This window comes from Marinobacter sp. E2, from assembly GCF_055755345.1.
The window spans coordinates 776160-791325 of record NZ_CM146911.1; the positions used below are offsets into that span (position 1 = coordinate 776160).

Consider the following 15166-nt stretch of genomic DNA (forward strand, 5'->3'; position numbering starts at 1 on the left):
CACATCTGCCGCTAGTCAGATAACGGTAGAGGGTCTGCCGCTTGGCCATTAATTTGTCTACAGGAAAACTGGGAAGAGACTATGCATTCAAAGTCAGGCAATGAAGGCTTTACTCTCGTCGAACTGATGATCGCAATCGCGCTCATCGCGGTGATCGCTGGCTTCGCGGTTCCCCAATTCGGACGGATCATCGACAACAATCGCGTGGTATCCACAAGCAACTCCATCGTGGGTCTGTTGAACTATTCCCGCAGCGAGGCTGTTCGGAGGGGTGAACGGGTCACGTCAACGTCTGCGTCGAACACCATGCAGGCGACCGTTGCTTCCAGCGGCACCGTCATCCGGGAGATTGAGGAGGCGAGCGGGGATCTGAGCATCAGCACGGGTTCCGTGACGTTTCGGGCGAACGGACTTACCACCAGCACGGGGAACGTCACGTTCAACGTCTGCGCGGGTGAGGCCGATGGCACAAGCGTTACCGTAACGCCGGGTGGCCGTGTGTCTACTGCGGACTTTAATTGTCCCTGATCCCGGGGAACAGACGAGATCTCTGGAGAAAAATGTTCATGTTGGTCAGATCAGGTTCACGTTCTCAGACTGGTTTTACGCTTATCGAGGTGCTGGTGGCTCTACTGGTGCTTCTGGTTGGGCTGCTTGGGGTTGTGGGTATGCAATACCTGTCACTCCAGCAGGTTAACAATGCGAATTTGCGATCGCAGGTAAACCTCCATGCCCAGCAGATGGTGGAAATGATCCGAGCAAACGATAACGACGCGCTAACGACGGCTGAAGTGAATGCCTGGAAGGCGAGTCTGGATCGGGATGTTCCGGGGGCAACCGGCGCAGTCACCATGAACACCAATACCGTTGACGTGACCATCACCTGGGATGAGCGGCAATACGGCAACGACGCAGCGCAGCAGTCTTACACCATGACAGCGAGGTTGGAGCAATGAGGATCTCGGCACGCCAGAGAGGCCTTTCTATTATTGAAGTGATGGTCGCATTGGCCCTGTCGCTCATCATTACGCTCGGCCTGACGCAGATTTTCACCTCCAACAGCCAGAGTTTTCGGGTGGCTGAGGCCAGTGCCCGAATCCAGGAAACCGGTCGGTTGGCGACATCCATTGTTGGGCGGGAAATTCGTAATTCGTCCTACTGGGGTTGTTTGGGTAGTGATGGCGTCAGAGATGGGCGCCTGAACAGCATTCTGAATGACACCGGCTTTGACGTCGGTGCCCTTCTGCGCGGTCTTGATGCCGAGAACAATGCCGGTGCCGGGAACTCTGACATCCTTTATCTCGGTGGTGTAAATGGAAACTCTCAGGTACGGGTGACGTTCCAGCCCAGTCAGCAGGCTGCCAACCTTCGGGTGGATGACAGTGACTCGTTCAATGAAAATGACATTCTCATTGTTACAAACTGCAGTGCTGGTGATGTTTTCCAGGTCACTAACCTGAACACCAACAACGAAGTCGTTGTTCATAACTCTGGCAACGTGAGTGCTGGGCCGGGCAACTCCACTCAATCTCTCTCTACGAACTATAACGATGATCCTGACGGCGCGTCGGTGTTCAGGCCCCGCCAACAGAGATTTTACCTGGCTGACAACGCAAACGGTGTGCGCGAACTGGTGACTGACGGCGTCGGCATATCGGGGTCGGGTATCGGTAATTTCTCGACGCCGGTTGCCATCTTGCAGGATGTCATGGACTTCCAGTTCCAGTTTGGCGTGGACAGCGACCAGGATGGCCAGGTGAATGCCTGGGAGGATCCCATTGGTCTGACCACCGCAGGTCGTACCCAGGCGGACAACACCATCGCGATACGCCTGAGTGTTCTGGTTCGCTCTCCGGAGGATGGCGTGACGGATGGAGCCCAGGATTACTGCTATCCCGGCTGGCTGGACTGTGCTGCCAACACAGCCCTGACGACAACCGCAGCTGCCAACGACACCTTTTTGTATCGGGTCTACACAACCACAATCACCATGAGAAACAGGATCTGACGTGATGGGCAGAGTAAATTTCACCAGGCAGGCAGGCGCCGCGCTTATTCTGTCACTGCTGATGCTGCTGGTGCTCACGCTTCTGGCGGTATCCAGTATGCAGGGAACCATCATGCAGGAGCGGATGGTTTCGGGCGAGCGGGAGGGCATGCAGTCTCTGGAGATTGCAGAGTCTGCGCTCCGTGACGCCGAGTTGTATGTAGAGAACGTAAACCTGCTTTCGGAATTCGACGGCACAGGCGGCCTTTACGGTGAGACCGATACGGCGCCGGATCCGAAGACATTCGACTGGACGGGAAGCACCAACGTGCGGACCGCCACTGCCGTTGACGGCGTGACACCGAGATACTTCATTCAGCATATGGGAGAGGCGCGACAGCCGGAGCAGTTGACCGATCTGGTGGTCGAAGGGTACTCCCATGAAACAGGTGCAACCGAGGCCCAGGCCTTCCGGATCGTTGCGTGGAGCCCCGGACCGACCGGCGAGTCTACCCGCATCATTGAATCCTACTATGCTCGGGAAATGTGAGCGAAAGCTCCGGGGATAATGCTATGAGTCAGCTCAAACGAAAGCTTTGTTATTTCTTCTTCGGCGTCGCCATCGTGCTTCCAGTCCAGGGCTATGCGGCACCGGGCGTACTGGCGAATCAGCCGCTGTATCTGGCTGGCGGCCGGGGGGTTCCCGGCAACCTGGTTTTGACACCGTCCGTGGAATTCCCGACAGTCCAGAGTCTGGCTAACCTTGGCTCCTACACGGCCGAGCGTCGGTTCGAAGGCTACTTTGATCCCCAGAAGTGTTATCTCTACAACTACGACGCCGATGCGTCGAAGCGGCATTTCAAGCCCTCCAGTGTGTCCACTTCAGCAACCTGCAGTGGTGCCGGCGAGTGGAGCGGTAACTTTCTGAACTGGGCCACGACCCAGACCATCGATCCCTTCCGCAAAGTCCTCACTGGTGGCTACCGTTATCTGGATACCACCACGGAAACCTGGCTGGAGAAGGCCCGACATCCGGGGCAGAGTGGTCTCGCAGTGCGGGAGATCAGCGGTTCCACGGTTGTGGCGGGTGCAACCCCGTTCACCGCCAATCGCGTTCGCGTGAGGATTCAGGGCCTGGGCGTTGAAATGCGTTTCAGCGTAGGCGATACGGACGTTAACACCAACCCAGTGAAGTACAATCCGAGTGGCACTTTTTCGGCGGCTAACGCTCAAGAAGCGCATGTGCGGGTGAAGGTGTGTGATTCAACCGTAGGCCTCGAAGCCAATTGTGTTCAGTATGCCAGCGCCTGGAAACCCGAGGGGCTTTTACAGAAAAACTCCGAGACGCTGCGATATAGTGTATTCGGCTATCTGAACGACGATAGTAACAGCCGGGATGGGGGTGTTCTGAGAGCCCAACAGAAATTCATTGGCCCGGAGCAGTTCCTCCCCTCCACCGGATTAACGAGCAATCCGAACGCGGAATGGGATGCGAGGACTGGTGTTCTGGTTACCAATCCTGATCCAACGGCTGCCTCGAATACGCCCGGGACGGTCGTGAATAGTGGTGTTATCAACTACATCAACAAATTCGGCCAACTGAACAGCAACAACCACAAGTCGCTGGACCCGGTGAGTGAGCTTTATTACGCGGCAACGCGCTATCTGAAAGGGCTTGGTTCTGTCAGTGCCTACTCAAGCCTGAACGGCCTGGATGCAGCCACCACGAACAAATACACGGACGGATTCCCGGTGATTACTGACTGGGTCGATCCTGTTCAGTACGAGTGTCAGCCGGCTGCGATCCTGGGCATCGGTGATGTAAACACGCATGATGACAAGAACCTGCCCGGCAATGAGACGAGTTACCGGGATGACGAACCGAACATGCCCAGTGAAGTTCGCCAGGACGATACTGTCAACGTGATTACGATGACTAACCGTGTGGGCATCATCGAAGGCCTTGGTAATAGCCTGGGTGAGACCAACTCGTTTACTGGTCGCCAGAACTCCGCCTACATTGCGGGTCTGGCATTCGATAACCTCGTTAACGATATGCGGCCGAACGATGATGGTAAGCAGACTGCGACCACTCATTGGGTCGACGTTCTGGAAAACCAGGTTTTGCAGCCACCGGCCAGCAACCAGTATTACCTGGCGGCCAAGTACGGTGGCTTCGACGTTCCGGACGATTTTGATCCTGCAACGCGGACAGAGGCGCTTCCAGAGGAATGGTGGCACACCAACGGCGAAACCGTTTCCCTGGGCGGCACCAGCTTCAAGCGACCGGACAACTATTACATTGCCGGCCAGGCAGATCGAATGATCGCCAGTCTCGAAAAGGCCTTTGAGAGCATCGTTGCCGAAGCCGTTGGTAGCTCCACGGGCGTGACCTTCAACACAGCCACGCTCGAGACGGACACACTCCTGTTCGGTGCCCGGTTTGACTCGGCGAATTGGACTGGCGATCTATTCGCCACGGGGCTGACTGAAAACCAGTCAGGACCGCCCACTATCAACGAGACCGAAACCTGGGAAGCCGGCAGCGTTCTGGACGCCCGGGACCTGTCGCAGGATGCGCGCCAGATCATTACCTACAACGGCGCCAACGGCCTCGCCTTTAACTGGACCAACTGGGGCAGCCTGACAACCCGCCAGCAGAACGACCTGAAGTACGACGGCGGTGCCGGTAGCCTTACGCTTGCCGAGAATCGCATCTCCTATCTCCGGGGTAGTCCGATTACCGGAATGAGAACCAGGGCCAGTCTGCTGGGAGACATTATCAATTCCACCCCGGTTTACGTGGCAGAGCCCGACCTTGGCTGGCCCACAGGCGTGCCGTTTGGTACGGCTACCGATACCTATGCCAATTATAGAAGCGAGCAGCGTAGCCGCACCCCAGTGGTCTATGTGGGTGCCAACGATGGAATGCTGCATGCGTTCCGGGGCAGTGACGGTCGCGAGCTCTTTGGTTACATTCCTGAGTTTATCTTCTCCGATCAGGCTGACGCCGGTCTTCATTACCTGACGCAGCAGGCCTACCAACACCGTTACTACGTGGACCTGACGCCGGTCGTTTCGGATGTCTACACGCAGGGCGCAGGTGGCACAGCGGCCGACTGGCGGACCATCGTGATTGGTGGTGCCCGGACCGGTGGTAAGGGAGTGTTCGCCCTGGATGTTACCAACCCCGCCAACTTCTCCGAGCTCAACGCTTCGAGTCTGGTGATGTGGGAGTTCAGCAGCGCTGACGACAGCCGCATGGGCTACATCATTGAACCCCCGACCGTGTCGCTGGTTCAGTGGGGTAACAACGACTACCGCTGGACGGCCTTCGTACCCAACGGCTACAACTCAACCGGAACATCGACCGGGCTGTTCATGCTCGATATCGAGGGTGGTCTGGACGGCGACTGGACGGATTCAGGAGACTACCGCTACATACAGTTTGATGCAGCGGCAGACGCCACCGGCTTGTCTTCCGTGCGGCAGGTAGATCTGAATGGTGATCGGATTGTCGATCGCGTTTATGCGGGTGATTTGAAAGGCAATATCTGGGTGGCAGCGGATACGGGTAATGGCAGCTGGGCGTCCGCCTATCGCCAGGGTAGCACTCCCAAACCTCTGTTCACGGCGGTGCGCTCTGGTGTTGTACAGCCTATAACTGCTGCACCGATGGTGGTCCGCAACCCCAACGATAACGAAAACAATCCGGACCCGGACGTCATGGTCCTCTTTGGGACTGGCCAATATCTGACTCAGGACGACACGGTCAGTGAAGATGTCCAGTCGTTCTATGGTGTGCTGGACCAGGGCACGTCTGAGCTCGATCGATCCGATCTGATTGGTAGGACAATTACCGACTCCGTCATTACCGTGGAAAACGAGGTGTTCGATGTTCGCTCTTCCTCCGGCGAAGACTTCGATACCCAGAATGGTTGGTATGCCGATTTTACAACCGAAACCGGCGAACGGATTGTTCAGCCTCCCCAGGTGCGAGGCGAGTATGTCTTCGTGAACTCCACCATTCCCTCGAGCAATCCCTGCGACGTGGGTGGCAGCGGCTGGCTGATGGCGTTTGGCCTTGATGGCCAGACTCCGGATCGTGCCGTCTGGCCGAAACTGGGCGCGCCCTATGTTGGCTTCAAGACCAAGGGCGGACTGCCTAACAAAACCGGCTTCCTGGGTGACTATGCGCTCATCCCACGGTCCGACAGTGAAATCCTTTCGGAAGAGGTGGATGTTGGCAGCACGTCTGAGAATACCGGGCGGATGAGCTGGCAGGAACTCTACGATTGATTCTCAGGATTGATAACGACAGCCGGGGCAAGATGTTTGCCCCGGCCCACAGCAACAGAGTTGGGAAGCAACAATGACAGCAGTCAAACGGCAGTCTGGCATCACATTGATCGAACTGATGATCGTGGTAGCGATCATCGGCATTATCGCCGCGATCGCCTTGCCCAGTTACAACCGGTACGTCGCGAACGCCCGCGCAGCGGACGCCAAGAGTGCGCTTATGTCGCTGGCAAACGCCATGGAGCGCTTTCATACCCAGAACATGACCTACGCTGGAGCGACGATCGGCAGTACTGCCGGCGCTATCTTCCCGGATGAGGCGCCGCTCGATGGCAGCGCCAAATTCTACGATCTGGCGATCACTACGCAAACTGCGACTGCATTCCGTATTGAAGCGCAGCCGAAGAATGGCCAGGGCGGTGGAACCATTGCACTGCTCTCTAATGGCCAGAGGGTCAACTGGGACTGACCGTTGCCCTCTTAGAGGCTGCTGCAGTTGATCGGGTTGCCTGACGAATCCTCAACAATCCCGTCTCCGTCGTGGTCCCGTGCCGTACGGGGACGGCCTCCCATGTTAATCCGGACCTGGGCCGCGTATCGGTCGTCGTCAGAGTCCGGGCACCAGATGAAATTCCCCAGGGTTCCCCGGGACCAGCCGTTGCTTTCAAACCGGAAATAGTTATGGATGCCGGAACTGACCGTCAGACGGCCCGTCTCCAGGGGGTGAATCACACGTACGATCTGGCTGACATCGGTTATTTCCCGGGTTCGTCCGGGGTCCCGAAACGCGGTGATTGGCAGCGACCAGACATTCGAGCATTTGGAATCGGCTCCGATGGCACACACGGTCACCGTTGTTTGCTCGTTGATGGCGGTATTGCGTGCAAGGTTGAGGGTGGCAATCAAATCGGCCAGCGCAGTGTGGCGCCCTGAGTGATTGATCAGGCTGGACGTCCCTGGAATCGCGAAAGCGAGAATAATGGCGCTGATGGCCATAACGGCAATCAGCTCGACCAGCGTCAGGCCGGCCTGGAGTGAATTGTTCATCGTCTACGTCCCTGTAACGAATTCAGATAGTGAAAAGCATCAAGTGACCAGAACGTCCTGTTCCGGTCGACGTCAGTATAAGCCGGGGGTGCGTCAGGATCTAGCGTCCCGGCTTACTCCATTCCCAGCTTCTTCAACCGGTACCGCAGCGCCCGAAAGCTTATCCCGAGCCGCTTCGCCGCCGCTGTCTTGTTCCAGCGCGTGGCTTCCAGGGCCTTCTCGATGGCCTGGCGCTCAATCGTCTCGAGGTAGCCTTCCAGGTCGATTTCGCCATCCGGAACCTCTATCGCACCGGCGTCCTCGGTCTGGCCTTCGGTAATGATCTGGGAAGCAGACGCCGGCTGATGGACGCCGTTGCCCAGGTGCAGGTCGTCTGCATCAATCTGGTCGGCATCGCAGAGGGTGAAGGCACGCTCGAGAACGTTTTCCAGCTCCCGCACGTTACCGGGGAAGTCGTAGGCTTGCAGGCGCGCGATGGCCTCTGACGTCAGGGAGGCGGGCGGGCACTCGTACTCCCGGGCAATCCGCTCAAGGATGTGATTCGCCAGCAGGGGGATGTCGTCCGGCCTCTCCCGCAGCGGTGGCACCGCCAGTTCAATCACGTTGATCCGGTAAAACAGGTCCTGGCGGAAGCTGCCTTCCTGCACCAGCTCTGGCAGGTTCTTGTGGGTAGCGCTCAGCAAGCGGATATCCACGGGGACTTCCTTGGTATCGCCCACCGGCCGAACAGCCTTTTCCTGGATGGCACGCAGCAGCTTGACCTGCATGGCAAGCGGCAGGTCGGCCACCTCGTCGAGAAACAGTGTGCCACCGCTGGCGGATCGAAACAGGCCGTCCTTGTTTTCCACGGCGCCGGTAAAGCTGCCTTTCTTGTGGCCGAAAAACTCGCTCTCCATCAGTTCCGAGGGAATGGCACCGCAGTTAACCGCGATGAATGGGCCTTCGCGCCGCGGGCCTTGGAGATGGATCATGCGGGCGACCAGCTCTTTCCCGCTCCCCGATTCGCCGCTGATGAACACGGGCGCCTGGCTGCGGGCCAGTTTGCGGGTCTGATTGCGCAGTCGCTTGATCTCGGGGGATTTCCCAAGCAGCAGGCCAGGTTCGTCGGCGGTGTCTTCGGTCTCCGATTTCGGTTCCGAGAGTTTCAGGGCGCTGTTTACCAGTTCGCGCAGCCGGGGCAGTTCCACCGGTTTGGAGACAAAATCAAAGGCGCCGGCCTTGAGTGATTCAATGGCAGTGTCCATGTTGCCATAGGCGGTAATCACTGCCACCGGCGTGGAGGGTGAGTGCTTCTGGATCCACTGCACCAGCTCGATGCCGTTGCCATCGGGCAGGTTCATGTCGGTCAGGCAGAGTTGCGGAGCGTGTTTTTCGAGAAGCGCGCGGGCCGCGCCGAGATCTTCCGCTGTGTAGGTGGTGATGCCCATCCGGGTGAGGGTAATCTCCAGAAGTTCCCGGATGTCAGGCTCGTCATCGACGATCAGCGCAGTGTGTGTGGTCATTGTGTGTTATCGGTTCCATGTCGTTATTCAGACGCCCGAATTCCGCCGGCGCCTGGTCAGATCATCCGCCCGGGGTGAGCGAAGGTAATCCGGAAACAGCAGCCGGGCTGGCCGTCGTCCACCAGGGCGAGATGGGCCTGATTAGCCTCGCACAGTTCCCGGGCCAGATAAAGTCCCAGCCCGGTGCCACGCTTGTCTGTGGTGAAAAACGGTTCAAAGACCGAGCTTCGGTTCTCGGCCGCAATGCCAGGGCCCTGGTCACGGATATCGATGAACGCCCGCTCCCCGTCCTCGGTAGCGCCGGCGTGAATGCCTATCCGACGCTGTCCGGAATGCTGTTCGCTGTAGCGCAGCCCGTTGTCGCAGAGGTTTACCATCACCTGTTCGATCTGGCTCTTGTCGAATCGGGCTGGCGGCAGCTGCGGGTCAATTTTCAAAACAATGTTGGCCGGGCTGTCGCCGTTATCCTGCGTTTGCAGGAAGTCTTCACGAAACTCCTGTAACCAGGGCGCCAGCTCGATCAGCTCGGCGTTGGCGGCACGGCGGCGGGATAAATCGAGGACGTTCTCGATGATGCCGTTCACACGCCGGGAATGGCGGCGGATGATCTCCAGCATCTGCCGGTCGCCTGAATCGAGGCTCGGCGACTCCTCCATCAACTGCGCTGCGTGGCTGATGGCACCGAGCGGATTGCGGATTTCATGGGCGATGCCCGCGGTGAGGCGCCCGAGGGAGGCAAGCTTCATCTGTTGTGCCTGCTGGGTTACCTTGCTCATGTCCTCGATGAAAACAAGAATCTGGTCTCCCCGTTCCTGGTCCAGCTGGGTGAAGTTCGCCTGAAGCATGGGCGAGGTGGGTGAGGGCTGGAAAGGTTCGATGCGCCGGCCCGGGTCCTTCAGCCAGGCTTCAAGTCCCAGTTTCAAAGGTCTTGGCAACACCGTGGGGTGTTCACCGGGACCGTCGGAGCGTCTGGGCGCCCCATAAAGCAGTTCTTCTGCAGCGGCATTGGCCAGTCGGATCTGTCCGAAGCGATCCAGCACCAGAATGCCGGTGCGCATACGCTGGATGATTTGCTGGTTGATCTTTTCCAGTTCAACGATGCTGCGGGCACGGCTGCTGGCAAGGGCTTCACTGCGCATCATCCTGCGGGAGATGTTCTGCAGCACAAACGCCGCCGCGAAGTAGAGAATCCCGAGGGACCCGGCACGGACAATGTCGTCGGCGGAATCACCCAGGGCCAGTACCGCCCAGCCGGAAATGCCCAGGGAACAGATGGCCGCAAGCGCGGCGTAGAAGGTGCCCATGCGGCTCGGGGTGAGGATGTTGCCGGCCGCCACCGAGACAATAACCAGATTGGCCAGGCCGTTGGTAATGCCGGTACTGGTGAGCAGCAACCCGTGCATGATCAGGATGTCCAGCAGTATGGACAAGGTGATGTGCCGCTGGCTGGGATGAAAGCCGGCCACCAGGAGCAGGGCGATGAAGGCATTGAGGCCGAGATACGCAGACACACCCGCCTGGTAGTAATCCAGGAGTCGGAAGCGCATGTCGAAGTTCACCGGATCGACAAACAGCAGGGCCACCAGCATCAGACTGACCACCAGCCGGTAGTGATTGTAGATCCTGAACAGCTTGGCCTGCTGCAGCCCCGAAGGCGTCGATGGGATAGGGCTGAGGGTTTCAGCGGAACGGGAAACGGTGTCGGCTGCCATGATCCAGTGGAATCCGTTGTTGGTCGGAGGAAATCCATGCGTCTGCGGGGTTATAATAGCCTTTCAACGGCAATGAGTTACAGGAGCCCCTTTTATGTCCGTTTCCGGAACCAAGGCCACCCTGTCGGCCCCGGCGAAAAAGCTGAAGGTCGTGATGGCGCAGCTGGATTTCCTGGTGGGCGATATTCCAGGCAATACCGCACTGGTCATTGAGGCCACCCGCAGGGCCAGTACCGAACACCAGGCTGACATCGTGGTGTTTCCGGAGCTCTGTCTGACCGGCTACCCGCCGGAGGATCTGCTGTTGCGGCCAAGCCTTGATCTGCGGGTGGCGGAGGCCATAGAACAGCTTCGGGCCGAGAAACTGGAACCAGCCATGGTAATTGGCGCCCCGCTCAGGGAGGGTGCACTGCTGTACAACGGTGCCGTTGTGATTGAGGGTGGAGAAATCACCGGTCGTTACTTCAAACGCTTCCCACCCAACTACCAGGTGTTCGACGAGAAGCGCTATTTCGCCGAGGGCTCGGAAACCCTGACCATGGAGATTCGTGGCGTTCCGGTTGGTATTACTGTCTGCGAGGATATCTGGAAGGAAGGGCCTGTCGAGGACTGCGCCGCCGCAGGGGCGCGCCTGATCCTGAACCTGAACGCCTCCCCTTATGACATCGACAAGCAGGCCCGCCGCAAGGCGCTCCTGGAGGCCAAATCCCGGGATAACCGGGTGAGCATCGTTTACGTGAACCTGGTGGGTGGACAGGACGAGCTGGTGTTTGACGGTGGCTCCATGGTGTTTGATCACTCGGGAGTGTTGATGGCGGAAGCCCCCCAGTTCGAGGAGGGGCTGTATCCGGTGGATTTCCTGTGTGAGCACCACTGCCAGCCGGTTTCCCGGCCCAGGCCCGAGGAACCCTCCCTGGAAGCCAACGTGTATCGGGCGCTGGTGACCGGCGTTCGCGACTATGTGAACAAGAACGGATTCAAGTCCGTGGTACTGGGACTATCTGGCGGCATTGATTCGGCCGTTACTCTGGCGGTGGCGGTCGATGCCCTGGGCAAGGAGCGGGTGCGCGCCGTGATGATGCCGTTCCGCTATACCTCCAGCATGAGTCTGGAGGACGCGGAGGCGGAGGCCGTAGCACTCGGGGTTCAGTACGACGTATTCTCGATCGAGCCCATGTACGACGCCTTCATGGCTGCGTTGGCGGAGCCTTTCGAGGGCACGCGCCCGGACACCACCGAGGAGAACCTCCAGGCTCGTTTGAGAGGTGTTCTGCTCATGTCCCTGTCCAATAAATTCGGCTCACTGGTGCTGACAACCGGCAACAAGAGCGAGATGGCGGTGGGCTATTCCACTCTCTACGGCGATATGGCCGGGGGCTTCGATGTGCTCAAGGATGTGCCCAAGACCCTGGTCTTCCGCCTGGCCAACTACCGCAATTCGCTCTCTCAGGTGATACCCGAGCGGGTCATCACCCGACCGCCTTCGGCCGAACTGGCGCCGGACCAGAAAGATGAGGACAGCCTCCCCGGTTACGATGTGCTGGACCAGATCCTCAACCTGTACGTGGAACGGGATTTCAGTGCGGACGCGATCGTTGCCGAAGGTTTTGATCGCGCAGACGTGGAGCGAGTCATTCGCCTTGTGGACATCAACGAATACAAGCGGCGGCAGGCACCTATCGGCGTGAGAATCACCGAGCGAGGCTTCGGCAAGGATCGAAGGTATCCGATCACCAACGGCTGGAAGAGCGGCAAGTAGCCCTACTCGTCGCCCATCAGTCCGAAAGTCACCACGTTGGTGAGCGAGCGGTTCTCACCCCTCAGCAGGTCGACTTCGAACTCGCCCTCCTCGTTGAATGCCTCGCTGTTGGGGAAATTCGACCGGAGCAGGGCAATCGCGTCCCGGGCGCCTTTCTTCAACTCGAGAAACCGGAAGGTCTCGGCCATGATGATAATGGCCTCTTCAGTAACCGGTGAGGATGGGTAATTCTCAACCACGTACCGGGCCCGGTTGTTGGCGGCGATATAGGCCTGGCGTTTGATGTAGTAACGGGCCGCATGGATCTCCAGCTCTGCCATCCGGTTACGGATGGCAATCATGCGCTGGCGGGCATCGGCCACGTAGGGGCTTTCGGGGTAGCGGTTGAGCAGTTCCGAGAAGTCCCGGAACGACTGCAGCTGTTCGCCGGGATCCCGCGCGGCGACGTCAATCGGGAAATAGCGGGCGGCGAGGCCAAGGTCGAGATTGTAGGACGCCAGACCACGCATATACAGGGCGTAGTCGGCGTGGTCACTCTGGGGATTGAGCCGCAGGAAACGGTCCGCCGCGTTGCGGGCGCCTTCCAGATCAAGGTTCTGGTAGCGGGCGTAGATCAGATCCAGCTGGGCCTGCTCCGCATAGCGTCCGAACGGGTAGTACGTCTCGAGTGCGTCGAGGTTTTCTTCCGCCTCGTTGAAGTTTCCGGAATCCATGGCCTCGCGGGCATTTTCGTAATAGGTCTTCTCTGGCAGCACCTCTTCCTGCTTGTTGGACGCGCAGGCACTGACCAGCACCACCAGTGCGGAAAGTAGCAATAAACGAAGACCTGATCTCATTCCGGAATCCCGTATAATGTCGATTGATTCAAGGGCAGCCATTGTAGCGGGGAAGTCGGCCGATGTGCAGAGTTCTGCCCCGCAGACGCAAGAAATCTGACCGAAACGTAACACACCCAGGCCCCGGGGGCTGAATGTCATCTGAAAACAAAATTGTTGCCAGCTTTGTAGTACCGCCGGAATTAAGCGACCGGCGCCTCGATCAGGCCGCTGCCGAACTGATGCCGGAGCATTCCCGCTCGCGTCTGCAGTCCTGGATCAAGAGCGGTGCGCTGACGGTGAATGGCGAAACCCGCAAGCCCCGGGACAAGGTCATGCTGGACGATCGGCTGGAGCTGGAGGCTGAGCCCGAAGCCCAGGTGAGCTGGCAGGCCGAGGCCATTTCCCTCGACATTGTGTATGAAGACGAACACCTCCTGGTAATCAACAAGCCGGCGGGCCTGGTGGTGCATCCGGCGGCGGGTCACGCCGACGGTACACTGGTGAACGCGCTGCTCAACTACGCGCCGGAAGTGGAAAACCTGCCAAGGGCCGGCATTGTGCACCGGCTTGATAAAGACACCTCGGGCATCATGGTGGTGGCGCGCAGCCTTGTGGCCCATACCTCCCTGGTGGATCAGCTGCAGACCCGTACCATGGGTCGGGAATACGAAGCCGTAGTGGTTGGCACCCTGACCGGCGGTGCCACCGTGGATGCGCCCATTGGCCGTCATCCCCGAGAGCGCAAAAAAATGGCGGTTGTGTCCTCGGGCAAACCGGCGGTGACCCATTACCGGCTGGCGGAACGATTCGCCGCCCATACCCACATCCGATGCAAGCTTGAGAGCGGCCGTACCCACCAGATCCGGGTGCACATGGCCCATGTAAAACACCCCCTGGTGGGCGATCCGCTCTACGGCGGCCGCCTGCGACTGCCCAAGGGCACCACGGATGAGCTCAGGGACGCGCTGTCGGCTTTCCATCGACAGGCGCTGCACGCCCGTAAACTGACCCTCGAACATCCCGAGACCGGTGAAATCCTGAGCTGGGAAGTGCCCTTGCCAGAGGACATGATCGAGCTGATCGAGGCTCTGCGCAAACACGCCCGGGAGCTGGAAAATCGTGAGTTTTGATGGCGATCTGCTGAGACCGGACTGGCCGGCGCCGGCCAACGTGCGGGCGCTCAGTACCACCCGCGCCGGCGGCGTCAGCCAGCCGCCGTGGGACACTCTCAATCTCGGCGACCACGTTGGCGATAACCCGGATCACGTGGGCGCCAACCGCCAGCGACTGGCTAACTCGGAAGGATTGCTCCCCGAAAGCATCGGCTGGTTGAAGCAGGTCCATGGCACCGACGTGGTCGAACTCACGCCTGCCATGGCCGCCAGAGTTCCCACTGCAGACGCCAGCTTCACCCACCATGCAGAAGTTGCCTGCGCCATACTGACCGCCGACTGCCTCCCGGTAATCCTGGCCGACCAGGAGGGTACGGTTGTTGGTGCTGCCCACGGGGGCTGGCGAAGCCTCTGTGGTGGCGTGCTCGAAAATCTGGTCACCGCCATGGACGTCAAGCCGAACACCCTCCAGGCCTGGCTCGGCCCCGCCATTGGCCCGAACCACTTCGAGGTGGGCCCGGAAGTCCGGGACGCCTTTCTGGCTGCTGATCCCGCAGCAGCCAGCGCTTTCCACACCAGCGGTGCACGCCCGGGCCATTTCATGGCGGACATCTATACGCTGGCCACCCAACGATTGAACCGCCTGGACATAAATTCGGTTTCTGGTGGCGGTTTGTGCACTGTGAGCGATAACGCCCGTTTCTTTTCCTACCGGCGCGATGGTCAGACCGGTCGAATGGCGACGCTGGTTTGGCTGGCGGGCAGCTAACAATCGGTTCGGTTGTGCTAAAAGTTAGAGGGCCGGGGTGGGAGTCGAGCTCCAGAACTGTCTGCAGCATGGATGCTGCAGCCAAGCCTACAGGGAAGTATTCACGGCGTGTTCTGGAGCTCGACTCCCACCCCGGTCGGGCACCAAACCTGAAACTGACG

13 protein-coding genes and 1 pseudogene are annotated in these 15166 nt (G+C 59.1%); 10 read left to right on the plus strand and 4 right to left on the minus strand.

Annotation, left to right across the window (positions count from 1 at the left end; translation table 11 throughout):
• Positions 1-81: 81 nt before the first annotated feature.
• The 7 genes and pseudogenes from AC0J1C_RS03495 to AC0J1C_RS03525 all read left to right on the plus strand — a co-directional run bounded on the left by AC0J1C_RS03495 (position 82) and on the right by AC0J1C_RS03525 (position 6755).
• Complete coding sequence (locus tag AC0J1C_RS03495) at positions 82-528, plus strand: GspH/FimT family pseudopilin (protein WP_473045634.1); 447 nt, start codon at positions 82-84, stop codon at positions 526-528.
• Between the two features lie 38 nt (positions 529-566).
• The gene (gene pilV / locus AC0J1C_RS03500; RefSeq protein WP_473045635.1) at positions 567-956 is read left to right on the plus strand and encodes a type IV pilus modification protein PilV; all 390 of its coding nucleotides are present in this window, start codon (positions 567-569) and stop codon (positions 954-956) included.
• A pseudogene (locus AC0J1C_RS03505) lies at positions 953-1030 on the plus strand (prepilin-type N-terminal cleavage/methylation domain-containing protein); the annotation flags it as partial. The gene pilV and the pseudogene AC0J1C_RS03505, both read left to right, overlap by 4 nt.
• Positions 1031-1114: 84 nt before the next feature.
• Positions 1115-2008, plus strand: coding sequence for a PilW family protein (locus tag AC0J1C_RS03510; RefSeq protein WP_473046494.1), 894 nt, complete (start codon positions 1115-1117; stop codon positions 2006-2008).
• Positions 2009-2012: 4 nt separating this feature from the next.
• Positions 2013-2537, plus strand: a complete 525-nt coding sequence (locus tag AC0J1C_RS03515) for a pilus assembly PilX family protein (protein ID WP_473045636.1) — start codon at positions 2013-2015, stop codon at positions 2535-2537.
• A gap of 23 nt (positions 2538-2560) precedes the next feature.
• Positions 2561-6286 carry a pilus assembly protein gene (locus AC0J1C_RS03520; RefSeq protein ID WP_473045638.1) on the plus strand — a complete coding sequence of 1242 codons (3726 nt, stop codon included), beginning with the start codon at positions 2561-2563 and terminating at the stop codon, positions 6284-6286.
• Positions 6287-6359: 73 nt separating this feature from the next.
• Positions 6360-6755 (plus strand): type IV pilin protein, encoded by a 396-nt coding sequence (locus tag AC0J1C_RS03525; RefSeq protein ID WP_473045639.1) that lies wholly within the window; start codon positions 6360-6362, stop codon positions 6753-6755.
• A gap of 11 nt (positions 6756-6766) precedes the next feature.
• On the opposite strand, the gene AC0J1C_RS03530 is transcribed toward AC0J1C_RS03525, so the two are convergent.
• The 3 genes from AC0J1C_RS03530 to AC0J1C_RS03540 all read right to left on the minus strand — a co-directional run bounded on the left by AC0J1C_RS03530 (position 6767) and on the right by AC0J1C_RS03540 (position 10547).
• Positions 6767-7333 (minus strand): GspH/FimT family pseudopilin, encoded by a 567-nt coding sequence (locus AC0J1C_RS03530; protein ID WP_473045640.1) that lies wholly within the window; start codon positions 7331-7333, stop codon positions 6767-6769.
• Between the two features lie 113 nt (positions 7334-7446).
• The gene (locus AC0J1C_RS03535; RefSeq protein WP_473045641.1) at positions 7447-8835 is read right to left on the minus strand and encodes a sigma-54-dependent transcriptional regulator; all 1389 of its coding nucleotides are present in this window, start codon (positions 8833-8835) and stop codon (positions 7447-7449) included.
• 56 nt (positions 8836-8891) lie between these two features.
• Entirely contained in the window at positions 8892-10547 is a 1656-nt protein-coding gene (locus tag AC0J1C_RS03540; protein WP_473045642.1) for a sensor histidine kinase, read from the minus strand.
• Positions 10548-10641: 94 nt separating this feature from the next.
• Between AC0J1C_RS03540 and AC0J1C_RS03545 the strand changes: the two genes are divergently transcribed.
• A complete protein-coding gene (locus tag AC0J1C_RS03545; protein ID WP_473045643.1) occupies positions 10642-12306 on the plus strand; it encodes an NAD+ synthase in 1665 nt (554 codons plus the stop codon).
• A 2-nt stretch (positions 12307-12308) separates the two neighbouring features.
• Here AC0J1C_RS03545 and AC0J1C_RS03550 read toward each other — a convergent pair whose 3' ends face one another.
• Positions 12309-13142: an outer membrane protein assembly factor BamD gene (locus AC0J1C_RS03550; protein WP_473045644.1), complete on the minus strand. Its 834-nt coding sequence runs from the start codon at positions 13140-13142 to the stop codon at positions 12309-12311.
• Positions 13143-13276: 134 nt separating this feature from the next.
• On the opposite strand from AC0J1C_RS03550, the gene rluD reads away from it, so the two are divergent.
• On the plus strand, positions 13277-14254 hold the full coding sequence (rluD, locus tag AC0J1C_RS03555) for a 23S rRNA pseudouridine(1911/1915/1917) synthase RluD (RefSeq protein WP_473045645.1): 978 nt from the start codon (positions 13277-13279) through the stop codon (positions 14252-14254).
• The gene (pgeF, locus tag AC0J1C_RS03560) at positions 14244-15005 is read left to right on the plus strand and encodes a peptidoglycan editing factor PgeF (protein WP_473045646.1); all 762 of its coding nucleotides are present in this window, start codon (positions 14244-14246) and stop codon (positions 15003-15005) included. Before rluD ends, pgeF begins: the two co-directional genes overlap by 11 nt.
• Positions 15006-15166 lie beyond the last annotated feature (161 nt).